Genomic DNA, 26,159 nt, shown 5'->3' on the forward strand with positions numbered 1-26,159 from the left:
CATGTCAGGACCCCGAGTCGTCCGAGCGCCGCGCGGCACCGAACCGAGTGCCCTGGGCTGGCCCCAGGAAGCCGCTCTGCGCATGCTGCAGAACAACCTCGACCCGGAGGTCGCCGAACACCCCGACCAGCTCGTCGTCTACGGCGGCACCGGGAAGGCGGCCCGCGACTGGCGCTCCTTCGACGCCATGGTCCGCACCCTCCGGACCCTGAAGCAGGACGAGACGATGCTCGTCCAGTCCGGCCGTCCCGTCGGCGTCATGCAGACCCACGAATGGGCCCCGCGCGTCCTCATCGCCAACTCCAACCTCGTCGGCGACTGGGCCAACTGGGAGGAGTTCCGCCGCCTGGAGGCCCTCGGCCTGACCATGTACGGGCAGATGACCGCCGGCTCCTGGATCTACATCGGCACCCAGGGCATCCTCCAGGGCACCTACGAGACGTTCGCCGCCGTCGCCGCCAAGAAGTTCGGCGGCACCCTCGCCGGGACCATCACCCTGACCGCCGGCCTCGGCGGCATGGGCGGCGCCCAGCCGCTCGCCGTCACCATGAACGACGGCGTCGCGATCTGCGTCGACTGCGACCCCCGCGCCATCGACCGCCGCATCGAGCACCGGTACCTGGACGTGCGGGCCGACTCCCTCGACCACGCCCTGCGGCTGGCCACCGAGGCCCGCGACGCCCGCCGACCGCTGTCGATCGGCGTCCTCGGCAACGCCGCCGAGGTGCTCCCGCAGCTCCTCGCCCTGGGCGCTCCCGTCGACATCGTCACCGACCAGACCTCCGCCCACGACCCGCTGGCCTACCTGCCCGCCGGGGTCGCCTTCGAGGACATGGCCGACGCCGCCGCCAAGGACCCGGCCGGCTTCACCACCCGCGCCCGCCGGTCCATGGCCCGGCACGTCGAGGCGATGGTCGGCTTCATGGACGCCGGGGCCGAGGTCTTCGACTACGGCAACTCCATCCGGGGCGAGGCCGAACTCGCCGGATACGAGCGGGCCTTCGCCTTCCCCGGCTTCGTCCCCGCCTACATCCGCCCGCTGTTCTGCGAGGGCAGGGGCCCCTTCCGCTGGGCCGCCCTGTCCGGCGACCCCGCCGACATCGCGAAGACCGACCGGGCCGTCCTCGAGCTGTTCCCGGAGAATGAGTCCCTGGCCCGCTGGATCCGACTGGCCGGTGAACGCGTCCACTTCCAGGGCCTGCCCGCGCGCATCTGCTGGCTCGGATACGGCGAGCGGGACAAGGCCGGCGAGCGGTTCAACGAGATGGTCGCGAGCGGCGAGCTGTCCGCCCCCGTGGTCATCGGCCGCGACCACCTCGACTGCGGCTCCGTCGCCTCCCCGTACCGCGAGACCGAGGCCATGCTCGACGGGTCCGACGCGATCGCCGACTGGCCCCTGCTCAACGCGATGGTGAACGTGGCGTCCGGGGCGTCCTGGGTGTCCGTCCACCACGGCGGCGGCGTCGGCATGGGCCGCTCCCTGCACGCCGGCCAGGTGACGGTCGCCGACGGCACCCGTCTGGCCGGCGAGAAGATCCGGCGCGTGCTCACCAACGACCCCGGAACGGGCGTCATCCGGCACGTGGACGCCGGATACGACATCGCGGACTCGGTGGCGTCGGAGCGAGGGGTGCGTGTGCCGATGCGCGAAGGCCGAGAAGGGCACGAAGACCACGAGGGTCGCGAAGACCACGAGGGTCGCGAGGGTGAGGACGAGAGCGCGTGACCCACGACGAGAGCGGGACCCACGGCACTGCACCGGCCCCACCGGCCACCTTCCAGGCGATGTGGCGCGAACTGCTCCCCCTCGGTCGCCGCCCCGGCACCGGCGGCTACCGGCGATACGCCTGGACCGGCGCCGACGCCGAATGCCGGGCCTGGTTCGCCACCCAGGCCGAACTGCGGGGGCTGCGCCACGAAGTGGACCGGAACGGGAACCAGTGGGCCTGGCTGGGCGACCCCGCCGACGGGGACGCCGTGGTCACCGGGTCCCACCTGGACTCCGTGCCGGACGGCGGCGCCTTCGACGGGCCCCTCGGAGTCGTCTCCGCCTTCGCCGCCCTCGATGAACTGCGCCGGAGAGGAACGTCGTTCAGCCGACCCCTCGGCATCGTCAACTTCGGTGACGAGGAGGGCGCCCGCTTCGGGCTCGCCTGCGTCGGCTCGCGGCTCACCGCCGGCCTGCTCACCCGCGCGCAGGCGCACCGCCTCACCGACGGCGACGGGACCACCCTGCCCCGGGCGATGGAGGCCGCCGGACACGATCCCGACGCCATCGGCCCCGATCCCGAACGGCTCGCCCGCATCGGCGCCTTCGTCGAACTGCATGTCGAACAGGGCCGGGCCCTCGACCTGTCCGGCGACCGGGTCGGCATCGCCGGCGCCATCTGGCCGCACGGCCGCTGGCGGTTCGACTTCCGCGGGGAGGCCAACCACGCCGGCACCACCCGCCTCGCCGACCGCCGCGACCCCATGCTGCCGTACGCCGAGACCGTCCTGGCCGCCCGCCGCGAGGCCGAACTCGCCGGTGCCGTCGCCACCTTCGGCAAGATCGCCGTGGAACCGAACGGTGTCAACGCCATCCCCTCCCTGGTGCGCGGCTGGCTCGACTCCCGCGCCGTCGACCAGCCGAGCCTGGACACCGTGGTCGACGCGGTGGAGAAGGAGGCCCGCGAGCACGCCGCCGCCCACGGCGTGGAGCTGGACGTGGTCCGCGAGTCCCGCACACCCGTCGTCGAGTTCGACCACGCCCTGCGTGACGAACTCGCCCGCATCCTGGGCCGCGACCGCGCGGCGCCCGTCCCCGTCCTCGGCACCGGTGCCGGACACGACGCCGGAATCCTCTCCGCGAGCATCCCGACCGCCATGATGTTCGTGCGCAACCCCACAGGCGTCTCGCACTCCCCGGCCGAGCACGCCGACGAGGACGACTGCGTGGCCGGGGTGCTCGCCCTCGCCGACGTACTGGAAGGACTGGCTCGCACGTGACCACCCCGCGGACGTACTGGCTGGAGCACGCCTGGCTCGGCACCTACGTCGAGTCGGGCGTCGGCGTCGAGGTCGCGGACGGGCGCATCACCGCCGTCCGCCCGGGGACACCCGCCCCGCCGCACGGCGCCGAGGTGCTGCGCGGCCTGACGCTCCCCGGTCTGGCCAACGCCCACAGCCATGCCTTCCACCGCGCGCTGCGCGGCACCGTCCAGGTGGGCTCCGGAACTTTCTGGACCTGGCGCGAGGTCATGTACTCGGTCGCCGACCGGCTCACCCCCGAGAACTACCACCGGCTCGCCCGCGCCGTGTACGCCGAGATGGCCCTCGCCGGCATCACCGCCGTCGGCGAGTTCCACTACGTCCACCACGCGCCCGGCGGCACCCGCTACGCCGACCCCAACGCCATGGGCGAGGCCCTCATCGCGGCCGCCGCCGAGGCCGGCATCCGCATCACCCTCCTCGACGCCGCCTATCTGTCCGCCGGCTTCGGCGAGCCGCCGGGCACCCACCAACTCCGCTTCTCCGACGGCACCGCCGAGGCCTGGGCGGAACGCTGTTCGGTTCTCAAGGAACGGGATCACGCGCGGATCGGTGCCGCCATCCACTCCGTACGGGCCGTGCCCGCCCGTCAGCTGGCGACCGTGGCACGCTGGGCCGAGGAGCGGCGGGCCCCGCTGCATGTGCACCTGTCGGAGCAGACCGCCGAGAACGAGGCCTGTCAGGAGGCGCACGGCCGCACCCCGGCCCGCCTCCTCGCCGACCACGGAGTGCTCGGACCGCGCACCACCGGCATCCACAACACGCACCTCACCGACCAGGACATGACGCTGATCGGTGGCAGCGGCACCGGCACCTGCATGTGCCCCACCACCGAACGCGACCTCGGCGACGGCATCGGCCCCGCCGCCTCCCTCCAGCGCCGGGGCTCTCCGCTCTCCCTCGGCTCGGACAGCCACGCCGTCATCGACCTGCTGGAGGAGGCACGCGCCCTGGAGCTCAACGAGCGCCTGCGCACCCGCACCCGCGGCCACTGGACGGCGAACGCCCTGCTGCGGGCGGCCACCGCCGACGGCCACGCCGCACTCGGCTGGGAACGGGCGGGCACCATCGAGCCCGGAGCGCTCGCCGACCTGACCACCCTCACGCTGGAGTCGGTCAGAACTGCCGGGCCACCGCCCCGACTCGGCGCCGAGACGGCCGTATTCGCCGCGACGGCGGCCGACGTACGGCACACGATCGTGGCAGGCCGGCACGTCGTACGCGACGGGGTGCACACCCTCGTCCCCGATGTGCCGCACGCCCTCGCGCAGGCGATCGAGTCACTGAGCGACTGAACAACGAGCGCCTGAACATCGAGCGCCTGGCCATCGAGCGCCTGAACATCGAGCGCCTGGCCATCGAGCGCCTGAGGACGCCCCCCGGCCCCGCAACCGCCGCCACCCACGAGGACGCCATGAGCAGCACCGCCATCGTCAACATCGCCACGCTGGTCACCAACGACCCCTCCCTCGGCGACTCTCCCCTCGGTCCGGTCCGGGACGCGGCCGTCGTCATGGACGGCGACCGCATCGTGTGGACCGGTGAAACGAGCAAAGCACCCGCCACTGACAATCGGGTCGACGCCGGGGGCCGGGCGGTGATCCCGGGCTTCGTCGACTCGCACTCCCACCTGGTCTTCGCGGGCGACCGCACCGACGAGTTCAACGCCCGGATGTCCGGCCGCCCCTACAGTGCGGGCGGTATCCGCACCACCGTCGCCGCCACCCGGGCCGCGAGCGACGCGGAACTGGAGGCGAACCTGACGCGCCTCCTCACCGAGGCGCTCCGCCAGGGCACCACCACCCTCGAGACCAAGTCGGGCTACGGCCTCACCGCCGAGGACGAGGCCCGCGCCCTGCGGTTGGCCGCCCGCCACACCGACGAGGTCACCTACCTCGGCGCCCACATCGTCGCCCCCGAGTACGCCGACGACCCGGCCGGCTACGTCGCCCTGGTCACCGGCGCGATGCTGGACGCCTGCGCGCCGCACGCCCGCTGGATCGACGTCTTCTGCGAGAAGGGCGCCTTCGACGGCGACCAGGCGCGCGCGATCCTCACCGCGGGCAGGACGAAGGGCCTGCACCCACGCGTCCACGCCAACCAGCTCTCCCACGGTCCCGGCGTCCAACTCGCCGTCGAACTCGACGCGGCCAGCGCCGACCACTGCACCCACCTCACCGACCCGGACGTCGATGCCCTGGCCAACAGCCGCACGGTGGCGACCCTGCTGCCGGGCGCCGAGTTCTCCACCCGGGCCGAGTGGCCGGACGCCCGCCGGCTGCTCGACGCGGGCGTCACCGTCGCGCTGTCCACGGACTGCAACCCGGGGTCGTCCTTCACGTCCTCGGTGCCGTTCTGCGTCGCGCTCGCCGTGCGGGACATGGGGATGACGCCCGACGAGGCCCTCTGGTCGGCCACCGCGGGCGGCGCCGCGGCCCTGCGGCGCACCGACATCGGCCGTCTCACCCCCGGCGCCCGCGCCGACCTCGTCCTCCTCGACGCCCCGAGCCATGTCCACCTGGCCTACCGCCCCGGCGTCCCGCTGGTCGGCGGAGTGTGGCGGCGCGGCGTCCGCGTGCTCTGACCAGCGGGCCGCTCAGGCCCCGGCCCGCCACCGCTGATCCGCCCGCCCCGCCTCCCCGGCCAGGGACACCGAGTCGCCTCCGGTCGGCGTCACCGCATGGTCCGGCGCGATGGCCGGGCGGATCACCCCACGGGCGTCGACGGCGAAGCGCAGGTTCTGTCCGTTGCGCCCGTCCACCGAGTCGCACTCCCAGATGCCGACCCCCCGGTCCACCGCGCCACGGCTGTCCAGGCAGTAGTCGGAGTCGGCGTAGGACTGCAGCACACCGCGCTCCGCGTCGACCCGCCACCGCTGGGAGCGGGAGGAGTCACAGGGTGCCGTGACCACGTCCGTGCGGTTCTCCAGGTCACCGTCGATGTCCAGGCACAGGTCCGACGCCAGATTCACCACCTGCGCGTACGCGCCGCCCGGCGGCGGGTACGTGGGTGTGGCGGACGGCGTGGGGGGCGGTGTCGGGGACGGCGTGGGGTGCGGTGTGTCCGGCGGGCTGGGCTTCCCGGTCGTCTTCGTGGGGGACGGTGCGGGGGAGCGCGTCGCGGACGCGGTGGGGGGCGGTGAGGGGGTGGCGGTCACGGTGACGGGTGGCGGGATCGCCAGGGTGGGGCCCGGTTGTGAGGCGTGCTCGGCTGGCGTGCCGGCCGGTGACAACAGCAGGAGCAGCAGCGGCACCACGGCCACGCCGAGTGCCGTCGAGGCCAGCACCAGACGCCGGGACAGCGGCCACGTCCCGACCGAGGCACCGGGGCCGGCGGACGGCTCGGCGGGCCCCGGCAGGGGGGCGGCGTACGACGTGCCCGCCCACGGCAGCAGCCCCTCGGCCAGGGTGGTGCGCGGTGCCTCCCGCAGGGCGCGCTGTTCCTCGTAGGCCGCGGCGCAGTGCCCGCAGCGGGCCATGTGGGTGTTCAGGTCGGCGCTGGCGCGGGGGCCGTCGGACCGTACCGACTCCTCGATGAGCCGGCGGAAGCCGACGCACCGGGGATCGTCCGAGGCGGCCAGGCGGGACCGCAGACAGGCCCGGCCCAGCGACTCCAGCGCGGGCCGGGTGCCGTAGGCCACGTCCTGGGGGGTGAGGCCGAGGAACGTCGCCGTACGGTCCGCGGGTTCCTGTTCCACGATGCCGTACCAGATGAGGCCCTGCGCCCGGTACGGCAGTGTCCGGAAGGCGGCGAGCATGGACGGGACCGGGCCGTCGGGACCGGACGAACTCAGTACGAGGTGCAGGCCGGCGTCGAGCCCGCCGGCCCGCCCGTCGGTGGCCCAGGTCGCCGCCACCCGGGCGGTCAGCAGCAGGAGCCGGTGGCGCAGGGGGCCGCCGGGATCGGTACCGCGGGCGGTCTCGCGGGCGGCGTCCGTGAAGGCCTGCGCGGCGAGTTGACGCGCGCCGGAGTCGCCCGTGGTGCACTGGCGGGCGTAGGCGAGCACGGACGGGCCGTGCCGGGCGCGGAGTTCCTGAAGCGCCGAGTACGCGGCCGAGGTGTCGGCGCGCAGCGATTCGGTCAGCCGGATGTCGGACGCGCCCGCGTGCGCACCCGGGTGTCCGTCGCCGAGCCCGTCACCATTGACGGCCTCCTTGCCCCGATCCATGCACCGCCTCCTAGAGGGCCTGTTCGTCGGGTCATGCCGCAGCCACGGGGGCCGGCACGCCCTCCCCCGAGCTCTTCGAGCAGGGGGGACCCCCATCGCGTCGACGCCCTCCTCGGCCTTGCAGCTGGACGCTCCCCCACTCTCGACTTCTCCCCCACTCTCGGCTTCTCCCCCACTCTCGGCTTCGCTCGAGCGGGAGGGACCCCCACGAGCGGGAGGGACCCCCACGAGCGGGAGGGACCCCCATCGCCCCCGCTCACCCGCGTCGACAAGGCACCGTCGATTTCCTGCGACCTGATCCGCCGGACAGGCCCCAGCCCTGTCCGGCGGACCCGTCGTCCTGACATACCAGCCGGTCTGGGCGTGCCCATAGTGGAGGAAGAAGGCCCGCGGGGAAAGGGGTGACCGCAGGTAACGCGTCGCGCCCCGCGCCCTGTCGGCGCCCGGTGCCCGCGGGGGGCGTCCGGCGCCGACAGGGCACGGGGCGCGGCCCCGTCGGTCCCCGACCGTCATTCCTCCACGGTCAGCCCCTTGCGCAGCCGCACCAGCGTGCGCGACAGCAGCCGGGAGACGTGCATCTGTGAGATGCCCAGCTCCTCGCCGATCTCCGACTGGGTCATTCCGGCGACGAAGCGCAGCGAGAGGATTGTGCGGTCGCGCGGCGGCAGTTCGGCGATCAGCGGCTTCAACGACTCGACGTACTCGATGCCTTCGAGTCCGTGGTCCTCGTAACCGATCCGGTCCGCCAACGCGCCCTCGACGTCGTTCTCCTCCTGCTGCGCGTCCAGCGAGGAGGCGGTGTAGGCGTTCGACGCCGCCATGCCCTCGACGACCTCGTCCTTGGAGATGCCCAGGTGCTCGGCCAGTTCGGCCACGGTCGGGGACCGGTCGAGCTGCTGGGCCAGCTCGTCGCCGGCCTTGGCCAGGTCGAGCCGGAGTTCCTGCAGCCGGCGCGGTACGCGCACGGACCACGAGGTGTCACGGAAGAAACGCTTGATCTCGCCGATGATGGTCGGCATCGCGAAGGTGGGGAACTCCACACCGCGCGAAAGCTCGAAGCGGTCGATCGCCTTGATCAGACCGATGGTGCCGACCTGGATGATGTCCTCCATCGGCTCGCTGCGCGAGCGGAACCGGGAGGCGGCGAACTTGACCAGGGCCAGGTTCAGTTCGACGAGCGTGTTGCGTACGTACGAATATTCGTGGGTGCCTTCCTCCAGCGATTCCAGCCGCTCGAAGAGGCTCTTGGACAACGCCCGCGCGTCGACCGGGTCCACCTCGTCATAAGGGGGGATCTCCGGGAGGCCGGCGAGGAGGCCGTCGTCCGGGACGACACCCATGTCGTCCTGCTCGATGGGAGCCAGATGTTCCGGAGGGAGTGTCGACGTCGCTTTCTGGGTACGCGATTCGTCGAGCCGGGGTGACATGATGTCCTCCATCGTTCTCGGCGTATGGCTGCCGATGCCGTTACGTGCACTGCGGTGTGCGGCGCCTCCAAAGCCGGCCGTGTCGGGTACGTGTCCTTACTAGCCCTACCCGTTTCCACGAGCTCATCGCAAGTGAGTTCTGTTGCCATATGTCCGCTTACGGCTGATTGTTCGGCTGTCGGAGCGTGGCGGTAGGGCGTAATGTTCGACAGCGTCAGCAGCAGTCACGACCGATGGGAGAGAGGGTCGGCATGGACCGCGGGACGGTCGGCAGCGCACAGTCGGGCCGGCTTCTGGTCGAGGTGCGAGAAGAAGGCCCCAGTGCCGTCGTGACCCCGGCGGGTGAGTTGGATCACCACACCGCCGATCTGTTGCGTGAGCCACTGGAGGACTGCCTCGCCAAGGGATTCAACCGGCTTGTCATCGACTGCTCCCGGCTGGAGTTCTGCGACTCCACCGGGCTCAACGTACTGCTCGGTGCCCGGCTGAAGGCGGACGCCGCAGGGGGCGGGGTGCACCTCGCGGGGATGCGATCCATGGTCGCACGCGTGTTCGAGATCACCGGGGCGGAAGCGGTGTTCACCCTTCATGACAGCCTCGAGGCGGCCCTCGCCGACGATTCCGGATGACCGCGCGGACAGGCCGGCGCCACCCCGGGGCGGGTCCCGGGACCGGCGTTCTCCCTCCGGCGCGTTTTTCTTCCCGTCCCGCGACGTGTCCCTCCCCGCACCACCCTCCGTCTCACCTCCCTGCCGTCGCGCCTTCCTCGTGCGAACGCGGAAGTGTTCCCCGGGGCGCCCGGGGCAGGAGACAAGCTGGATGTGTCCGCTGCCATGGTCGCGGGGATACCGAGAACCGGACGATCCCGCACCGTGCGACTGACTGAATACGGATTCTTTGAAACCATGAACTGGTGAATCGGTGAGGTGAAGCGCTGATGAGCACCACCCGGCCCTACCCGCCGGGCGACCGCGGTCCGGAGCCCAGCGGCGCTCCCGGGGGCGGCGCGCCGACGGCGAGCGCGTCCGGAGAGGTGGCCGTGTCGTCCGGGCCGGCGGGGCCGTCGTCCGGGTCGCCGGGTTCGCCGGGAGGGCGTCAGGTCCGTCGGCTGAGCTTCGACGACCAGAGCGGTGTCGTGCCCCTCGCCCGTGACTTCACCCGCCAGGCGCTGCACGCGTGGGGCTGGCTGCCCGCCGCCACCGCCGACCGGCGGGCCGCCGCCGAGGACGTCCTGCTCGTCGTGTCCGAACTGGTCACCAACGCCTGCCTGCACGCCGAGGGGCCCGACCGGTTGGGCATCGTCTACGACAACAAGATGATCCGGCTCGAGGTCACCGACCGGGGCACCGGCCAGCCGGCCCCGCGCACCCCGCACCGGTCGGGCCGGCCCGGTGGCCACGGCATGTTCATCGTCCAGCGGCTCTGCCTCGACTGGGGGGTCGTACGCACCCCGGGCATCACGGGCAAGACCGTGTGGGCGGAACTCGGGGCACCCGCCTGACCGGACGGCGGCGCCCCGCGCCGCCCGCCGTGCGAACGCCCGGAGGGCCCCGCATCCACAGGTACGTGGACGCGGGGCCCTCCGTCGCGAGACGGTGGCCGGCGAGCCGGCCGGGCTCAGCGGGTCAGCGGATGTCGCCCATGAGCGACTTGACCTTGCTGCGGTACATCCACACCGCGACACCGGCGACCACGGCGAGGGTGGCCTCCATCGCGACGACCCCCGACCCGTTCAGGTCGACGCCGGCGATGGAGAGCAGGCCGGTCGTGGCGTCACCGGCGGTGACGGCCAGGAACCACACGCCCATCATCTGCGAGGCGTACTTCACGGGCGCCATCTTCGTGGTGACCGACAGGCCGACCGGGGAGAGCAGCAGCTCACCGACGGTCTGCGTGAAGTAGATCGCCACCAGCCACATCGCCGCCGCCTTGTGACCGCCCTCGGCGATGGACAGCGGGGCGAGGAACAGGAAGAAGGACGCGCCGACCAGCACCAGACCGGAGCCGAACTTCACGATCGTGCTGGGCTCCTTGCCGCGCCGGTTCAGCGCCAGCCAGAACCAGGCGAAGACCGGGGCCAGCGCCATGATCAGGACCGGGTTGACCGACTGGTACCAGGAGACCGGGAACTCCCAGCCGAGGACGCTGTTCTCGGCCGACGAGTCGGCGAAGATCGCCAGGGTCGAGCCGCCCTGGTCGTAGATCATCCAGAAGACGGCCGCGGCCACGAAGAACCAGATGTACGCGGACATCTTCGACTGCTCGGCCTGGTCCAGGCTCCGGTCGCGCTTGATCCGGACCAGCACCAGCACCGGGATGATCAGGCCGAGCAGCGTCAGCGGGACCAGGACCCAGTTCAGCGTGTAGTTGCCGGAGAAGCCGACGATGGCGTAGGCGACGACGGCGATGCCGGCCCAGAGGGCGGCCTTGCGCAGCGTGGAGGACTTCTCCGCGGCGGACAGCGGCTTGGGCACGACGCTGGAGTGCGCGGCGAGGTGACGGCTGCCCAGCAGGAACTGGAGCACGCCGAGCCCCATGCCGACCGCGGCGAGCGCGAAGCCCAGGTGCCAGTTGACGCTCTCACCGACGGTGCCGATGATCAGCGGCGAGAAGAAGGCACCGAGGTTGATGCCCATGTAGAAGATGGTGAAGCCGCCGTCACGACGCGGGTCGTCCGGACCGTCGTAGAGCTGGCCGACCATCGTGGAGATGTTGGCCTTCAGTAGACCGGAGCCGAGGGCGACCAGGCCGAGGCCCGCGTAGAAGGTGCCGGCGGACGGCAGGGCCAGCGTCAGGTGGCCGAGCATGATGACCGCGCCGGCGACGGCGACGGTCTTGCGCGGGCCCAGAACGCGGTCGCCGAACCAGCCGCCCGGCATCGTGAGCAGGTACACCAGCGACACGTACACCGAGTAGATGGCCGTCGCCGTGCCGACGTTCAGGCCCATGCCGCCCGGGGCGACGAGGTACAGCGGGAGCAGAGCTCGCATGCCGTAGTAGGAGAACCGCTCCCACATCTCGGTCATGAAGAGAGTGGCCAGTCCGCGGGGGTGGCCGAAGAAGGTCTTCTCGGAGCCGGGGGTGCCGGGTGAGACCGAGTCCTTCGTCAGGCTGGACGCCATGGTCGTTCCTTGCTGGTCGGGACGCGTAGCGCAAGCGGGTACGCGCCCGGTGGGGGGCGGCCGGCACCGGCGGGCCGTGCCGTCCACCCCACGCCCCTGGGGAGTCCGCTCCGGAGCACGGAGCGGGGGACGGCGACCACCGGGATCCACGCCGCTACGCGCGTCGATGCGCGTAGCGGCCCGGCCATAGGTCATTGCTTACGAGGCCGGCGGGAAGCCGACCGGCACGCAAAAGAGACCTTCAGCGGCAACTGCGCCAAAGGTCCCCGTGGTGCAACAGGCGTTGGTTCACCATACGGCAGGACAGTGCCTGATATGGAAGGACTTGAGACAGGGATCACAGGTTCCGGGGGAACCGTGATCACTCATTCGAAGGTTCTTCTCAGGATCGCACCCCACAGTTCCAGGTCCCTCTCGCGAGCCCCCGAGGTGAGGAACAGGTGTGCGCGCGGTAGGAACCGGCCGCCGTGATCACACCCCGGACCGTGTCGCGGCGGGACTACCATCAGTGCATGACCCGTGTACTGCTCGCCGAGGACGACGCGTCCATCTCGGAGCCGCTGGCCCGTGCCCTGCGCCGGGAGGGCTACGAGGTGGAGGTGCGTGAGGACGGACCCAGCGCGCTCGACGCAGGCCTGCAGGGCGGCATCGACCTGGTGGTGCTGGACCTCGGGCTGCCCGGCATGGACGGTCTGGAGGTCGCCCGCCGGCTGCGTTCCGACGGCCACACGGTTCCCATCCTGATCCTGACCGCGCGCGCCGACGAGGTGGACACCGTCGTCGGTCTGGACGCCGGCGCCGACGACTACGTCACCAAGCCGTTCCGGCTCGCCGAACTGCTCGCCCGGGTACGGGCCCTGCTGCGGCGCGGTGCCACCGAGCCGCAGCAGCCGCCCGCGACCCACGGCGTGCGCATCGACGTCGAGTCGCACCGGGCGTGGATGGGCGAGGAGGAACTCCAGCTCACCGCCAAGGAGTTCGACCTGCTACGGGTCCTGGTCCGGGACGCGGGCCGGGTCGTCACCCGTGACCAGCTGATGCGCGAGGTCTGGGACACCACCTGGTGGTCGTCCACCAAGACCCTCGACATGCACATCTCCTGGCTGCGCAAGAAACTCGGTGACGACGCGGCCAACCCCCGCTACATCGCGACCGTCCGGGGCGTGGGTTTCCGCTTCGAGAAGAGCTGAACCCCGCCACCGCAGGGGGTTCTTTCAGGTAAGAGGTCATGCGCCGCCGACTGATCCAGTCCACGCTCGCCGTGGTGCTCGTCGTGATCGCCGTCTTCGGCGTGTCCCTGGTGATCGTGGAGACCCGCACCATCAGCGACACCGCCAGGGAACGGGTCGAGTCCGAGGCCGTACGGCTGGCCAGCATCGTCGACAGCCGACTGCTCGTCGAGGAGAAGGTCACCGCCGAGGTCCTGAGTGACCAGATCACCGAGGACCGCTACGCCGTCATCCGCATCCCCGGCAGGGCGCCCATCGAGGTGGGCGACAAACCGGAGGGCGACGTCATCAGCGCCACGGCCCCGGGCGAGGAGGGCGAGACGGTCACGGTCCAGGAGCCGCGCTCCTCGGTGACCCGGGAGGTCGGCCGTACGCTGCTGATCATCGGGCTGGTGGCGCTGCTGGCGGTGATCGCCGCGGTGCTGCTGGCGGTCCGCCAGGCCAACCGGCTCGCCTCCCCGCTGACCGACCTCGCGGAGACCGCCGAGCGCCTCGGCTCGGGCGACCCGCGCCCCCGCCACCGGCGGTACGGCGTCCCCGAGCTGGACCGGGTCGCGGATGTGCTGGACTCCTCCGCCGAGCGCATCGCCCGCATGCTGACCGCGGAACGGCGACTGGCCGCCGACGCCTCCCACCAGCTGCGCACCCCCCTCACCGCCCTGTCCATGCGCCTCGAGGAGATCACCCTCACCGACGACCCGGACACGGTGAAGGAGGAGGCGGCCATCGCGCTGACGCAGGTGGAACGCCTCACGGACGTGGTGGAACGGCTGCTGACCAACGCCCGCGACCCGCGCAACGGCTCCGCGGTCACCTTCGAACTCGACGAGGTGATCCAGCAGCAGCTCGCCGAGTGGCGTCCCGCCTACCGCAGTGTCGGCCGCGCCGTCGTCAGCTCCGGCAAGCGGAACCTGCGGGCGGTGGGCACACCGGGCGCGGTCGCCCAGGTGCTGGCCGCCCTGATCGAGAACTCGCTCATGCACGGTGGCGGCACGGTCGCCCTGCGCACCCGGGTCACCGGCAACCAGGTCGTCGTGGAGGTGACGGACGAGGGCCCCGGGGTGCCCGCCGACCTGGGCGCCCGCATCTTCGAACGGGCGATCAGCGGCCACAACTCCACCGGCATCGGCCTCGCGGTCGCCCGGGACCTCGCGGAGGCGGACGGCGGCCGACTGGAGATGCTCCAGGCCAAGCCCCCGGTCTTCGGCCTGTTCCTGTCCCGTACCCCGCCGCGGAAGTCCCGGGACGACGACCGCCGCACGGTCAGGTAGCGGACGGAGCGGGCGGTCCGGGGGGCCAGAGGGCAGGCGGGGCCGTCGGCGCCTACGGCACGCGCTGCCGGGCAGGTGGCCTCGCCCCGCCCTCGGCGACGGGACCCGCGCCCACTCCCGCCGCGCTCCCGGTGCCCGGCTCGCGGGCCGGCAGCGCGCGGAACACCCAGGTGCGGTAGGACCAGAAGCGGAACAGGGTGGCGACACCGATGCCGAGGAACTTGAAGATGTTGCTCTGCAGCCGGCTGTCCCAGCCGAACCCGTACGTCGCCGTGTACAGCAGGCCGTTCTCGATCACCAGCCCGACCACGCTGAACAGCAGGAACAGCGACATCTCCTTGGTGCGTCCGGATCTGTCGCGGTCCCGGTAGGTGAAGTAGCGGAAGCCCAGGTAGTTGAAGATGATCGCGACGACGGTCGCGATGACGCTCGCTCGCACCACCTGGAGGTCGGTCACCTGCCGGACCAGGTTGAACACGAGGAGATTGACCAGCAGCCCGGCTCCGCCCACCGCGCCGAACTTCACGACCTCACGGACGAGCTGATCGAGGCGCTGTCGCACGGTGCCGCGCGGGGCCGGGGCTGTCGAAGGCCCCGAGGAACCGCGTCCCATGGTCGTGCCGGCCCCCGTCCGTAGTGTGGCGTCAGAGTGGCGTCAACCACACCATGCTAACCACCCCTTCTCGTGATCTTCCTGCGGACGGTCCTCTCGGCCGCGGACCGTCCGGGAATGACCGGTGAAAGGCCGGAGGGCACGGGCTGATCACCAAGGGGGCCGGAAACCGCCGTGGAATCGGCCACCGCGGCTCGACCGATACCCTGGGGGTGTGACGTTCCCGGTAGTCGGCATGGTCGGCGGGGGGCAGCTCGCTCGTATGACACACGAGGCGGGCATCCCGCTCGGCATCAGGTTCAAGCTCCTCAGTGACACTCCGCAGGATTCCGCGGCGCAGGTCGTCAGCGATGTCGTCGTCGGCGACTACCGCGACCTGGACACGCTGCGCGCCTTCGCGCGCGGCTGCGACGTGATCACCTTCGACCACGAGCACGTGCCCACCGAGCACCTCAGGGCCCTGGAGGCGGACGGCATCCCCGTCCGCCCCGGCCCCGACGCGCTGGTGCACGCCCAGGACAAGGGCGTGATGCGCGCGAAGCTCGACGCGATGGGCGTGCCCTGTCCGCGGCACCGCATCGTCACCGATCCGGAGGACGTCGCCGCCTTCGCGGCGGAGCTCGAAAGGGGCGGGCACGAAGTGCCCTCCGGCAAGGGTGGCGGTGGGCGACGGGCGGGCGGTTTCCCGGTGGTCCTCAAGACCGTCCGCGGCGGCTACGACGGCAAGGGCGTGTGGGTCGTCGACTCCGCCGCGGAGGCCGCCGAGCCCTTCAAGGCCGGCGTCCCGGTGCTGGCCGAGGAGAAGGTCGACTTCGTGCGCGAGCTGGCCGCCAACGTGGTCCGCTCCCCGCACGGCCAGGCCGTCGCCTACCCGGTCGTAGAGTCCCAGCAGGTCGACGGCGTCTGCGACACGGTGATCGCCCCCGCCCCCGACCTCGACGAGGCCCTCGCGCTGCGCGCCGAGGAGATGGCGCTGAACATAGCCAAGGAACTCGGCGTCGTCGGCCATCTCGCCGTGGAGCTGTTCCAGACCCGCGACGGGCGCGTCCTCGTCAACGAACTCGCGATGCGTCCGCACAACTCCGGGCACTGGTCCATGGACGGCGCGATCACCTCCCAGTTCGCCAACCACGTCCGCGCCGTCCTCGACCTCCCGCTCGGCGACCCGCGCCCGCGCGCCAGGTGGACGGTCATGGCCAACGTCCTCGGCGGCGACTACCCCGACATGTACTCCGCGTACCTGCACTGCATGGCCCGCGACCCCCAGCTGAAGATCCACATGTACGGCAAGGACGTGAAGCCCGGCCGCAAGGTCGGCCACGTCAACACCTACGGCGACGACCTGGACGACGTGCTGGAACGCGCCCGTCACGCAGCCGGCTACCTGAGAGGCACGATCACCGAATGAGCCCCAGCCCCGTAGTCGGCATCGTCATGGGATCGGACTCCGACTGGCCCGTCATGGAGGCCGCGGCCAAGGCCCTCGACGAGTTCGAGATCGACCACGAGGTCGACGTCGTCTCCGCGCACCGCATGCCCCGCGAGATGATCGCCTACGGCGAGCAGGCCGCGGACCGGGGGCTGAAGGTGATCATCGCGGGTGCGGGCGGCGCGGCCCATCTGCCCGGCATGCTCGCCTCGGTCACGCCGCTGCCCGTCATCGGCGTCCCGGTGCCGCTGAAGCACCTCGACGGCATGGACAGCCTGCTCTCCATCGTGCAGATGCCGGCCGGTGTCCCGGTCGCCACCGTCTCGGTGGCCGGCGCCCGCAACGCGGGCCTGCTGGCGGTTCGCATGCTCGCCGCCCACGACGAGGAACTCCTCGGCCGGATGCGGGAGTTCCAGCAGGACCTCAACGACCAGGCCACGGAGAAGGGCAAGCGCCTGCGCGCCAGGGCCGAAGGCTCCGGCAACGGCTTCGGCTTCGGGAAGTGAGCCCCGTGACCACTGCTGACGGTTCCTCACTCGACGCCGCCCGCTCCCTCCTCGCCGACTTCCCCGTCGTGGACGGACACAACGACCTGCCCTGGGCACTGCGCGAACAGGTCCGCTACGACCTCGACGCCCGGAACATCGCCGACGACCAGGCCGCGCACCTGCACACCGACATCCCCCGGCTGCGCGCGGGCGGCGTGGGCGCCCAGTTCTGGTCGGTGTACGTCCGCGCGGACCTGCCCGACGCGGTGCCGGCCACTCTGGAACAGATCGACTGCGTACGGCAGTTGCTGGCCCGCCACCCGGAGGACCTGGCGCCCGCGCTGACCGCCGCCGACATGGAGGCCGCGCGCGGACAGGGCCGCATCGCCTCGCTCATGGGGGCGGAGGGCGGCCACTCCATCGCCAACTCCCTCGGCACCCTGCGCGGGTTGTACGACCTCGGCGTGCGCTACCTGACCCTCACCCACAACTACAACGTGGACTGGGCGGACTCGGCGACGGACGAGCCCGGAGTGGGCGGCCTGTCGGCGTTCGGCCGTGAGGTGGTCCGCGAGATGAACCGGCTCGGCATGCTGGTCGACCTCTCGCACGTCGCCGCCACGACCATGCGGGACGCGCTGGACGCCACGTCCGCGCCGGTGATCTTCTCCCACTCCTCCGCCCGCGCGGTCTGCGACCACCCGCGCAACATCCCGGACGACGTACTGGAGCGGCTGCCCGCCAACGGCGGTGTCGCGATGGTGACGTTCGTACCGAAGTTCGTGCTCCAGGCGGCGGTCGACTGGACGGCCGAGGCCGACGAGAACATGCGCGCCCACGGTTTCCATCACCTGGAGACCACCGCGGAGGCGATGAAGGTGCACGCCGCCTTCGAGGAGCGCCGCCCGCGCCCGGTCGCCACGGTCGCCACGGTGGCCGACCACCTGGACCACATGCGTGAGGTGGCCGGCGTCGACCACCTCGGCATCGGCGGCGACTACGACGGCACCGCCTTCACCCCGGACGGCCTGAACGACGTCTCCGGCTACCCGAACCTGATCGCCGAGCTGCACGACCGCGGCTGGTCCAGGTCCGACCTGGCCAAGCTGACCTGGCAGAACGCGGTACGGGTACTGGGCGCCGCCGAGGACACGGCCCGGGAGCTCCGGGCGACCCGCGGACCGTCCCACGCGACCATCGAGTCACTCGACGGCTGAGCACACCGGCGCACCTGAACGGGGGTGGAGGGCGGGTACGTACCCGCCCTCCACCCCCGTTTCCCGTCCCCGCTCGGCCGGTGTTGCCCGGTCAGGGCTGTTCGATCCGGCACAGGCAGAACGGATGCCCCGCCGGGTCGGCGTACACCCAAAAGCCCTTCTCTGCGCGCTTCTCGGAACCCCTCCGGCTCAGCAGGCGCACAGGCAGAACGGATGCCCCGCCGGGTCCGCGTACACCCGGAAGGTCCGTGAGCGGTCCTCCGTTTCCAGCGGCTTCGCGCCGAGCGCCAGCACCTCCTTCTCCGCGGCGTCCAGGTCCTCGACGGTCAGGTCCAGGTGGAACTGCTGCGAGTGGTCGGGCGCCGGCCACCGGGGCGGTACGTGTCCGGGGGCCGCCTGGAACGCGAGTGTGGGCCCGCCGGGCACCTGGAGGTCCACCCAGTCGCCCTCGTCCACGATCGTGCCGCCCACCACCTCGGCGTAGAAACCGGCCAGCGCACGCGGATCGGGGCAGTCCAGGACGACGGAGCCCACCTTGGCAACGGACATGACTTCCTCCTCGAATCCCTCGGTTACCCATAGGGGCGGATAACCAGTAACCGTTACTGCATGCTGCCGCACAGGAGGTAACGTCGCAAGGGGAAAAGCACGGGGACGCGAGAGGTACCGTCCGGACATGAGTGAGAGATCGGCTGCGCCCGGTGGACTGGCCCTGGTCGAGGGCCTCGTCAACACGCTCGACCTGGAGACGGGCGCCGACGCGCTGGACACGGCGGACGGCCGCGTCCGCTTCGGGCTCACGGAGGACGACGCGGCAGGCGTCGAGGCGGCACGCGAGCTGCGCGAGGCGCTGCGCGCGACCCTGCTCGCCCACGCCGGCCATCCGCCGCACCGCGAGGTCGTCCCGCTCGGCGCGCTGCTCGCGCGCGCCCCGCTGGTGGTCACCGTCGACCCGGCGGACGGCTCCGCCGCCCTCGCCCCCGTCGACGAGGGGCCCCTGCTCTCACGGATCGCGGCGGCCGTGGCGGAAGCGGTCACGGCGGGCACCTGGAGCAGGCTGAAGGCCTGCGAGGCCGCCGACTGCCACTGGGCGTACTACGACCGCAGCCCCGCCGGACGCGGCCGCTGGTGTTCCATGCAGGTGTGCGGGGCCCGCGCCAAGATGCGCCGTTACCGCGCGAAGGGAGCCTGAAGAGGGAGGGCGCACGGCGGGCCCCGGGAGCCCCACCCGGCCCACCCCGTGGTGCAGAATGCAGTCGGACGCCGGTTCGGCCGACTGAGCCTCGGCCGAACCGGCGTCCTTCGCTCCGTCAGGCGGTGGGCCGGCCCATCGCGCGGTAGCGCCAGCCGGCCCCGCGCCACGCCTCGGCGTCCAGGGCGTTGCGCCCGTCGAGGACCAGCCGCTGGGCCGCGACCTCGCCCAGCGCCGCCGGGTCCAGCTCACGGAACTCCCGCCACTCCGTCAGGTGCAGCACCACGTCCGCGCCCCGCACCGCGTCGAGCGCCGAGTCCGCGTACCCGAGGGTCGGGAAGAGGCGCCGGGCGTTGTCCATGCCCTTCGGGTCGTACACGGTGACCTGACCGCCCTGGAGGTGTATCTGGCCGGCGACGTTCAGCGCCGGCGAGTCCCGTACGTCGTCCGAGTCCGGCTTGAAGGTGGCACCCAGCACCGCGACCCGCTTGCCCAGGAACGCCCCGCCACCCAGCTCCTGCCGGGTCAGCTCCACCATCCGGCCGCGCTGGCGCATGTTGATCGAGTCGATCTCCCGCAGGAAGGTCAGCGCCTGGTCCGCGCCCAGCTCACCGGCGCGTGCCATGAAGGCCCGGATGTCCTTCGGCAGGCACCCGCCGCCGAAACCGATCCCGGCCCGCAGGAACTTCGGGCCGATCCGGTCGTCGTACCCGATGGCCTCCGCCAGCCTGGCCACGTCGCCGCCCGTGGCCTCGCACAGCTCGGCCATGGCGTTGATGAACGAGATCTTGGTGGCCAGGAAGGAGTTCGCGGAGGTCTTCACCAGCTCCGCGGTCGGGAAGTCGGTCGCCACGAACGGGGTGCCCTCGCCGACCGGTGTGGCGTACACCTCCCGCAGCAGCTTCTCCGCCCGCTCGCTGCGCACGCCCGCCACGATCCGGTCCGGGTGCAGCGTGTCCTGGACCGCGAAGCCCTCGCGCAGGAACTCCGGGTTCCAGGCCAGCTCGGCGTCCGCGCCGGCCGGGGCGTGCTCGGCCAGGTAGGCGGCCAGCCGGTCGGCGGAGCCCACCGGCACGGTCGACTTGCCGACGACCAGCACGGGGCCGGTCAGGTGCGGGGCCAGCGAGGCGAACGCGGAGTCGACGTACGACATGTCGCAGGCGTACTCACCGTGCCGCTGCGGGGTGTTCACGCAGACGAAGTGGACGTCGCCGAACGCCCCGACCTCGGCCCAGTCCATGGTGAACCGCAGCCTGCCGGTGGACCCCTCGATCCCCGCCACGTGCCGGCGCAGCAGCTCATCGAGCCCCGGCTCGTACATCGGGACCTCGCCCCGCCGGAGCATCTCGATCTTCTCCGGCACGACGTCGAGGCCCAGTACCTCGAACCCGAGCTCCGCCATGGCCGCGGCGTGTGTCGCACCGAGATAACCGGTGCCGATCACGGTGATCCTGAGGGCCATGCGTGCTCCAAGGGGTATACGGCAGGTGGTGCGGGCCCGAGCATAACCGGGGGCGGAGAGCGCGCCGCAGCGGGAGATCCGGCCCGTTGTCGGCAAACTCACGTACGCCCGTACGGGCGGGAGTTCTACTATGGGGGTTACTTAACGGTAGTTAGCGTCATCAGAGCGTCGCCCTCGTCGCCCTCGTCGTCTTTGGAGTGAGAGACCTTGGCCGGATCGGCTGACTTCGACCTGTACCGCCCGTCCGAGGAGCACGACATGCTCCGTGACGCCGTCCGCTCGCTGGCCGAGGCGAAGATCGCGCCGTACGCCGCCGAGGTGGACGAGGACGCCCGCTTCCCCCAGGAGGCCCTGGACGCGCTGGTCGCGAACGACCTGCACGCCGTGCACGTGCCCGACCAGTACGGCGGCGCGGGCGCGGACGCGCTCGCCACCGTCATCGTGATCGAGGAGGTCGCCCGGGTCTGCGCCTCGTCCTCCCTGATCCCCGCGGTGAACAAGCTGGGCTCGCTGCCGGTGCTCCTCGCCGGCTCCGAGGAGCTGAAGAAGAAGTACCTGACCCCGCTCGCCCAGGGCCGGGCGATGTTCTCCTACTGCCTGTCCGAGCCGGACGCCGGCTCCGACGCGGCCGGCATGAAGACCAAGGCGGTCCGCGACGGCGACAGTTACGTCCTGAGCGGCGTCAAGCGCTGGATCACCAACGCGGGCGTCTCCGAGTTCTACACGGTGATGGCGGTCACCGACCCCGCCCGCCGCTCCCAGGGCATCTCCGCCTTCGTCGTGGAGAAGTCGGATGCGGGCGTCTCCTTCGGCGCCCCGGAGAAGAAGCTCGGCATCAAGGGCTCGCCCACCCGCGAGGTCTACCTGGACCAGGTCCGCATCCCGGCGGACCGGATGATCGGCGCCGAGGGCACCGGCTTCGCCACCGCGATGCGCACCCTGGACCACACCCGCGTCACCATCGCCGCCCAGGCCCTGGGCATCGCCCAGGGCGCCCTCGACTACGCCCAGGGCTACGTCAGGGAGCGCAAGCAGTTCGGCCGGCCGATCGCCGACTTCCAGGGCGTGCAGTTCATGCTGGCCGACATGGCCATGAAGATCGAGGCCGCCCGCCAGCTGACCTACGCGGCCGCCGCCAGGTCCGAGCGCGTCGCCGCCGGAGGTGGAGAGGGGGGCCTGACCTTCCAGGGCGCCGCCGCCAAGTGCTTCGCCTCCGACGTGGCCATGGAGGTCACCACGGACGCCGTCCAGCTCCTCGGCGGCTACGGCTACACCCGCGACTACCCGGTCGAGCGGATGATGCGCGACGCGAAGATCACGCAGATCTACGAGGGCACCAACCAGGTCCAGCGCATCGTCATGGCCCGCAACCTGCCGTGACGGCGGGTTGCGCCCCTCCTGTGGTGCTCATGGGGCGGCGGGCGTAGGACGGAGGGGCGGGGGAGAAATCCGGCCCTCGCCGCCCCGGGAGGAATCATGACCCAGCAGTCTGCCGCCACGACCCCGATGAGCAAGGAGATGCAGGACTGCGTCAACGCGTGCATGTCCTGCCACAGCATCTGCGAGGAGACCATGAGCTCCTGTCTGCAGATGACCGACCAGGCCCCCACACGGATCATGCGGGCGCTCATGGACTGCGCCGAGATGACCCGCATGTGCGCCGACATGATGATGCGCCGCTCGCCGCTCGCCGCCGAGATGTGCGCGATGTGCGCCACGGCCTGTGACCTGTGCGCCGAGGCGTGCATGTCCATGCCGGACGACGAGCGGATGACGCGCTGCGCGGAGTCCTGTCGCCGTTGTGCCGAGTCCTGCCGTGCCATGGCGGGCGCCACGATGTGACACCGCCCGGCACAGCCGCCGGACACAGCCGAGGGCGCCGTTCGCCGGTGCCCTCGGCCCGTCGTGGGGTCAGTTGCCCTTGACGGTGACCTTCTCGTCGTTGTTCAGCTGGGTCACCAGCTGCTTGACCTTCGCCTTGTCCCAGAGCAGGTTGCCGCCGGAGGAACCCGCGATGGGCATGTTCATGGAGGTGCCGTCACCGCCGCTGACGCCCTTCATCGCCCAGAACATGCCGGCCAGGTCGAACAGGCCCATCTCCTCGTCGACGATCAGGGAGTCCAGGCCCGCGCCCATGGTCGGGTACAGCTTGAACGGGTTCAGGACCGTGCCCGGCGTCGCCACCTGGTTCGAGAGGGCGGAGAGGAACTTCTGCTGGTTCTTCGTACGGTCCAGGTCGGAGCCGGCCAGCGCGTACCGGGTGCGGACGAAGGCGAGGGCCTCCTCGCCGTTCAGGGTCTGCTTGCCCTTCTTGAAGTCGGCGCCGGACTTGGTGTCCTTGATGTCCTGCGGTATGTCCATCTCCACGCCGCCGACCGCGTCCACGATGTTCGCGAAGCCGGCGAAGCCGATCTCCACATAGTGGTCGATGTGCAGGCCCGTGTTGAACTCGACCGTGCGGACCAGGAGTTCGGGGCCGTCCTCCGCGTACGCGGCGTTCAGCTTCACCTGCCGGCCCGTGCCCTGGAACGTCTTGCCGGACTCGGAGCCCTTGAAGGTGGGTATCTCCACGTTCGAGTCGCGGGGCAGCGAGATCAGGGTGGGACCGTTGCTGCCGGTGTGCAGGATCATCATCGAGTCCGTGCGCTTGCCCTCGGCGGACCCGGTGCGCAGCTTCTTCTTCTGCTCGTCGGTCAGCCCGGCCCGGCTGTCGGAGCCGACGATCAGGTAGTTCGTGCCCTCGCCCGCCTCCGGCCGGTCGATGACGATGGACAGGTCGACCTCGCGGTTGAGCTTGGAGTCGGCCCAGAAGTAGGTGCCGACGGTCGTCACGACCAGCAGCGTCGCGACCGTGATCGCCGTCAGCTTGATGCGACGGCGCCAGTCCGGCGCGGGACCCCGCGCGTAACGGCCGTCGTCGCCCGGTCCGCCGTAGCCGCCCCCGGCGGGGGACCCGTAGACCTGGCCGGTGTTGTGGTCGCTTTCATAGTCGCCGTGGCCGCCGTGGCCGCGGCCGTCCACGTACGACGGCTGCTGCGGCACCCCGCCGCCGTACGCCCCCTGGCCGGGCGGGACCGCCGAGCCGCGGCGGACCTGTCGCATGACGCGGGCGCTCTCGGGCTGCGCGCTCCCGCTTCCGCGTCCGTAGCGGGCGCCGCGGTCGTCCTGGGGCCATGCCTCGGGCCAGTTAGTCATGCGCAACAGTGTGCAGGTCCGGGCCGCGTGCCGTACCAGTCACCGGGAAATAACAGCAGCGCTGTTGCCAAGCTGACACAAATTCCCCGGATGTGACCTCGGCATAAGGTGGAGGCCATGACAGATCAGGCTCCAGCCGCACCCACGGAGAGTCCCGACATCCCGGGCAAGCCCACCTCGGCGTCGCGGACGACCCTCAGCCACATCATGACCCACAACGACACCAACCTGCTGGGTACGGTGCACGGCGGCGTGATCATGAAACTGGTCGACGACGCGGCGGGCGCGGTCGCCGGCCGCCACTCCGGAGGACCCGCCGTCACCGCCTCCATGGACGAGATGGCCTTCCTGGAGCCGGTCCGCGTCGGCGACCTGGTCCATGTGAAGGCCCAGGTCAACTGGACCGGCCGGACGTCCATGGAGGTCGGCGTGCGGGTCCTGGCCGAGCGCTGGAACGAGTCCGCCCCGCCCACCCAGGTCGGCTCCGCCTACCTCGTCTTCGCGGCCGTCGACGCCGACGGCAAGCCGCGCCGGGTGCCGCCGGTGATACCGGAGACCGAGCGGGACCGGCGCCGCAGCCAGGAGGCCCAGATCCGCCGCGCCCACCGCCTGGCCCGCCGCCGCGCCATCATGGAGCTGCGCGAGAAGCGGGCGGCGGACGGAATCGAAGGCTGACCCGACCGACCCCACGTTCCGCGTGCCCGCTTCCCGCGGCCCCGCGCACCTCTGTCGCGGGCCTACGAGCACCCCACCTCGTCGCCCCGCACCACTCCGAACTCGTCCTTCCCCGGGTCCTCGGCCCGGACCTTGCGGACCTTCTCGAAGTCGCTGCCGGCGATCACCTTCAGGGTGGCGCCCTGGCCCTTCACCGCCCGCAGTTCACTGCCCGGCAGGGCGGCGGCGAGGGACTTCGCGGAGCGGTCCCAGCGGGGATCGTGGGCGACGACGGTCCGCCGTACGGAGCGGTCCGCCGCGTTGACGGGGGCACGGGTGGTGTTGAAGCCGGTCGCCGCGAGGGCCGCGTCCACGCGACGGCCGAGCCCCTGGATCCCGGTGCCGTTCTCGACCTGGACGTGGATGTGCCGAGGGTCCACCGGGACGCGCAGCGCCGCGTCGGGCGAGGAGTGCGTGGAGAGCGGCTTGTCCTCGCGCAGCGCCTCGAAGATGTGCTTCGACTTCTCGGGGTGCCACTTCAGGGTCGAGCCGAGGCCCTTGACCGCGACTCCCGTCCTCGCGAGCGGCACGGTGGTGAACTCGGAGGAGGAGGGCGAGAAGTTCCGCATCGCCCGCCCCAGGTCCAGCAGTTCGTCGGTGCCGAAGCCCTTGTCGGCGCGGACCGAACCGAGCACCGCGCGGGTCACGTCCCGGAACTTCATCGGGTTCAGCAGGACCCCGGAGGACGTGGCCCGGTCCACCAGCGCCGCCATGAAGCGCTGCTGGCGTTTCATCCGGCCGAGGTCGGCGGCGCCGTCGACGTAGCGGGCGCGTACGTACTGCAGGGCCTCGCCGCCCCGCAGGGTGTGCCGGCCGGCGGGCAGGTCGAGGCCGGTGTGGCTGTCCTTCAGCGGTTCGGTGGTGCACAGCTCGACACCGCCGACCACGTCGACGGTCTTCATGAAGCTGGTGAAATCGAGCTCCAGGTAGTGGTCGATCTTCACCCGGGTCATCTTCTCCACCGTGCGCACGGTCAGCTGCGGCCCGCCCTCCGCGTACGCCGCGTTCAGTTTGACCGGGTGCCCCTCGTGCTCCTCGCCGCTCACCCGGTCGGTGTGCGGGGGCGTCATGGCGTACGAGTCGCGCGGCAGGCTGACGACGCTGGCCCGCTCCCGGTCCTCCGAGATGTGCACGATCATGATGGTGTCGGTGCAGTTGCAGGGCGCCCCGCCGAGCCGGTACTTCCGCCGCTGCTCCTTGTCGAGCTTCTCGCGGCCGTCCGTGCCGACGAGCAGGACGTTCATGCCGTGGCCCGCTTCGGGACGGTTCTTCATGTCCCGGAACGGGTCGACCCGGTCGATCCCCGATTCGAGGCTGGTGACCACCGCGTGCCCGATCCCGGCGGAGGCGAGCACCACGACCGACAGCGTGGTCACCGCCCGCATGCCCCAGCGAGGTTTCCGGCGTCCCACCGGTCTCGGACCGCCCCGGCCGGGCGGTCGCGGGCGGCGCTGTGGCCCGGTGCGGGTGCGGGTGCGGGGGGACGGTGGCTGCGGGGGCAAAAGGAGGACACCTCCGTAACGAGGGCCGTACGAGGGCCGCGGGACCGTACTACGGGGCCGTACGGAGCCGTGCCCGGGATCCCGAGCACCGTAGGCCGAT

Annotated in this window: 23 protein-coding genes; 15 read left to right on the forward strand and 8 right to left on the reverse strand. The window is 71.6% G+C overall.

What is annotated here, in order from left to right; all coding sequences use genetic code 11:
• Position 1 precedes the first annotated feature (1 nt).
• The 4 genes from hutU to hutI all read left to right on the forward strand — a co-directional run bounded on the left by hutU (position 2) and on the right by hutI (position 5,614).
• Positions 2-1,726 carry a urocanate hydratase gene (gene hutU, locus AC6F7H_RS17025; RefSeq protein WP_500757811.1) on the forward strand — a complete coding sequence of 575 codons (1,725 nt, stop codon included), beginning with the start codon at positions 2-4 and terminating at the stop codon, positions 1,724-1,726.
• A gap of 59 nt (positions 1,727-1,785) precedes the next feature.
• Entirely contained in the window at positions 1,786-2,988 is a 1,203-nt protein-coding gene (locus AC6F7H_RS17030) for an allantoate amidohydrolase (protein ID WP_500761879.1), read from the forward strand.
• A complete protein-coding gene (locus AC6F7H_RS17035; RefSeq protein ID WP_500757812.1) occupies positions 2,985-4,325 on the forward strand; it encodes a formimidoylglutamate deiminase in 1,341 nt (446 codons plus the stop codon). The genes AC6F7H_RS17030 and AC6F7H_RS17035 overlap by 4 nt, the downstream gene beginning before the upstream one ends.
• Positions 4,326-4,444: 119 nt before the next feature.
• Positions 4,445-5,614, forward strand: coding sequence for an imidazolonepropionase (gene hutI, locus AC6F7H_RS17040; RefSeq protein ID WP_500757813.1), 1,170 nt, complete (start codon positions 4,445-4,447; stop codon positions 5,612-5,614).
• Positions 5,615-5,626: 12 nt separating this feature from the next.
• Here hutI and AC6F7H_RS17045 read toward each other — a convergent pair whose 3' ends face one another.
• Positions 5,627-7,198, reverse strand: coding sequence for a ricin-type beta-trefoil lectin domain protein (locus AC6F7H_RS17045; RefSeq protein ID WP_500757814.1), 1,572 nt, complete (start codon positions 7,196-7,198; stop codon positions 5,627-5,629).
• A 509-nt stretch (positions 7,199-7,707) separates the two neighbouring features.
• Positions 7,708-8,637: an RNA polymerase sigma factor SigF gene (locus tag AC6F7H_RS17050; RefSeq protein ID WP_500757815.1), complete on the reverse strand. Its 930-nt coding sequence runs from the start codon at positions 8,635-8,637 to the stop codon at positions 7,708-7,710.
• A gap of 239 nt (positions 8,638-8,876) precedes the next feature.
• Here AC6F7H_RS17050 and AC6F7H_RS17055 point away from each other — a divergent pair, with 239 nt between their 5' ends.
• Positions 8,877-9,254, forward strand: coding sequence for an STAS domain-containing protein (locus AC6F7H_RS17055; RefSeq protein WP_500761881.1), 378 nt, complete (start codon positions 8,877-8,879; stop codon positions 9,252-9,254).
• Between the two features lie 308 nt (positions 9,255-9,562).
• Positions 9,563-10,126, forward strand: coding sequence for an ATP-binding protein (locus tag AC6F7H_RS17060; protein ID WP_500757816.1), 564 nt, complete (start codon positions 9,563-9,565; stop codon positions 10,124-10,126).
• 124 nt (positions 10,127-10,250) lie between these two features.
• Here AC6F7H_RS17060 and AC6F7H_RS17065 read toward each other — a convergent pair whose 3' ends face one another.
• Positions 10,251-11,747 (reverse strand): oligopeptide:H+ symporter, encoded by a 1,497-nt coding sequence (locus AC6F7H_RS17065; protein ID WP_500757817.1) that lies wholly within the window; start codon positions 11,745-11,747, stop codon positions 10,251-10,253.
• 512 nt (positions 11,748-12,259) lie between these two features.
• On the opposite strand from AC6F7H_RS17065, the gene AC6F7H_RS17070 reads away from it, so the two are divergent.
• Positions 12,260-12,937, forward strand: coding sequence for a response regulator transcription factor (locus AC6F7H_RS17070; RefSeq protein WP_109383624.1), 678 nt, complete (start codon positions 12,260-12,262; stop codon positions 12,935-12,937).
• 38 nt (positions 12,938-12,975) lie between these two features.
• On the forward strand, positions 12,976-14,247 hold the full coding sequence (locus tag AC6F7H_RS17075) for a sensor histidine kinase (RefSeq protein ID WP_500757818.1): 1,272 nt from the start codon (positions 12,976-12,978) through the stop codon (positions 14,245-14,247).
• A 52-nt stretch (positions 14,248-14,299) separates the two neighbouring features.
• Here AC6F7H_RS17075 and AC6F7H_RS17080 read toward each other — a convergent pair whose 3' ends face one another.
• Positions 14,300-14,860, reverse strand: coding sequence for a GtrA family protein (locus AC6F7H_RS17080; RefSeq protein ID WP_500757819.1), 561 nt, complete (start codon positions 14,858-14,860; stop codon positions 14,300-14,302).
• Positions 14,861-15,074: 214 nt separating this feature from the next.
• Between AC6F7H_RS17080 and AC6F7H_RS17085 the strand changes: the two genes are divergently transcribed.
• From AC6F7H_RS17085 to AC6F7H_RS17095, 3 genes are read left to right on the forward strand one after another with little or no spacing between them, the layout of a single operon-like run.
• Entirely contained in the window at positions 15,075-16,268 is a 1,194-nt protein-coding gene (locus AC6F7H_RS17085; protein WP_500757820.1) for a 5-(carboxyamino)imidazole ribonucleotide synthase, read from the forward strand.
• The gene (gene purE, locus AC6F7H_RS17090) at positions 16,265-16,795 is read left to right on the forward strand and encodes a 5-(carboxyamino)imidazole ribonucleotide mutase (protein WP_457459514.1); all 531 of its coding nucleotides are present in this window, start codon (positions 16,265-16,267) and stop codon (positions 16,793-16,795) included. Before AC6F7H_RS17085 ends, purE begins: the two co-directional genes overlap by 4 nt.
• 5 nt (positions 16,796-16,800) lie before the next feature.
• Positions 16,801-17,994: a dipeptidase gene (locus tag AC6F7H_RS17095; protein WP_500757821.1), complete on the forward strand. Its 1,194-nt coding sequence runs from the start codon at positions 16,801-16,803 to the stop codon at positions 17,992-17,994.
• 189 nt (positions 17,995-18,183) lie between these two features.
• On the opposite strand, the gene AC6F7H_RS17100 is transcribed toward AC6F7H_RS17095, so the two are convergent.
• Positions 18,184-18,543 carry a VOC family protein gene (locus AC6F7H_RS17100; RefSeq protein ID WP_500757822.1) on the reverse strand — a complete coding sequence of 120 codons (360 nt, stop codon included), beginning with the start codon at positions 18,541-18,543 and terminating at the stop codon, positions 18,184-18,186.
• A gap of 127 nt (positions 18,544-18,670) precedes the next feature.
• Here AC6F7H_RS17100 and AC6F7H_RS17105 point away from each other — a divergent pair, with 127 nt between their 5' ends.
• Positions 18,671-19,186, forward strand: coding sequence for a CGNR zinc finger domain-containing protein (locus tag AC6F7H_RS17105; protein ID WP_500757823.1), 516 nt, complete (start codon positions 18,671-18,673; stop codon positions 19,184-19,186).
• Between the two features lie 118 nt (positions 19,187-19,304).
• On the opposite strand, the gene AC6F7H_RS17110 is transcribed toward AC6F7H_RS17105, so the two are convergent.
• Positions 19,305-20,648 (reverse strand): UDP-glucose dehydrogenase family protein, encoded by a 1,344-nt coding sequence (locus tag AC6F7H_RS17110; RefSeq protein WP_500757824.1) that lies wholly within the window; start codon positions 20,646-20,648, stop codon positions 19,305-19,307.
• Between the two features lie 207 nt (positions 20,649-20,855).
• Here AC6F7H_RS17110 and AC6F7H_RS17115 point away from each other — a divergent pair, with 207 nt between their 5' ends.
• Together AC6F7H_RS17115 and AC6F7H_RS17120 are read left to right on the forward strand one after the other, a co-directional pair.
• Positions 20,856-22,028 carry an acyl-CoA dehydrogenase family protein gene (locus AC6F7H_RS17115; RefSeq protein ID WP_500757825.1) on the forward strand — a complete coding sequence of 391 codons (1,173 nt, stop codon included), beginning with the start codon at positions 20,856-20,858 and terminating at the stop codon, positions 22,026-22,028.
• A 96-nt stretch (positions 22,029-22,124) separates the two neighbouring features.
• On the forward strand, positions 22,125-22,490 hold the full coding sequence (locus AC6F7H_RS17120) for a four-helix bundle copper-binding protein (RefSeq protein WP_500757826.1): 366 nt from the start codon (positions 22,125-22,127) through the stop codon (positions 22,488-22,490).
• Positions 22,491-22,559: 69 nt separating this feature from the next.
• Here AC6F7H_RS17120 and AC6F7H_RS17125 read toward each other — a convergent pair whose 3' ends face one another.
• On the reverse strand, positions 22,560-23,843 hold the full coding sequence (locus AC6F7H_RS17125; protein WP_500757827.1) for an LCP family protein: 1,284 nt from the start codon (positions 23,841-23,843) through the stop codon (positions 22,560-22,562).
• 117 nt (positions 23,844-23,960) lie between these two features.
• On the opposite strand from AC6F7H_RS17125, the gene AC6F7H_RS17130 reads away from it, so the two are divergent.
• On the forward strand, positions 23,961-24,518 hold the full coding sequence (locus AC6F7H_RS17130) for an acyl-CoA thioesterase (RefSeq protein ID WP_500757828.1): 558 nt from the start codon (positions 23,961-23,963) through the stop codon (positions 24,516-24,518).
• Positions 24,519-24,580: 62 nt separating this feature from the next.
• Here AC6F7H_RS17130 and AC6F7H_RS17135 read toward each other — a convergent pair whose 3' ends face one another.
• The gene (locus AC6F7H_RS17135) at positions 24,581-26,059 is read right to left on the reverse strand and encodes an LCP family protein (protein WP_500757829.1); all 1,479 of its coding nucleotides are present in this window, start codon (positions 26,057-26,059) and stop codon (positions 24,581-24,583) included.
• Positions 26,060-26,159: the final 100 nt, after the last annotated feature.

It is taken from the genome of Streptomyces sp. MMS24-W38, assembly GCF_059889265.1.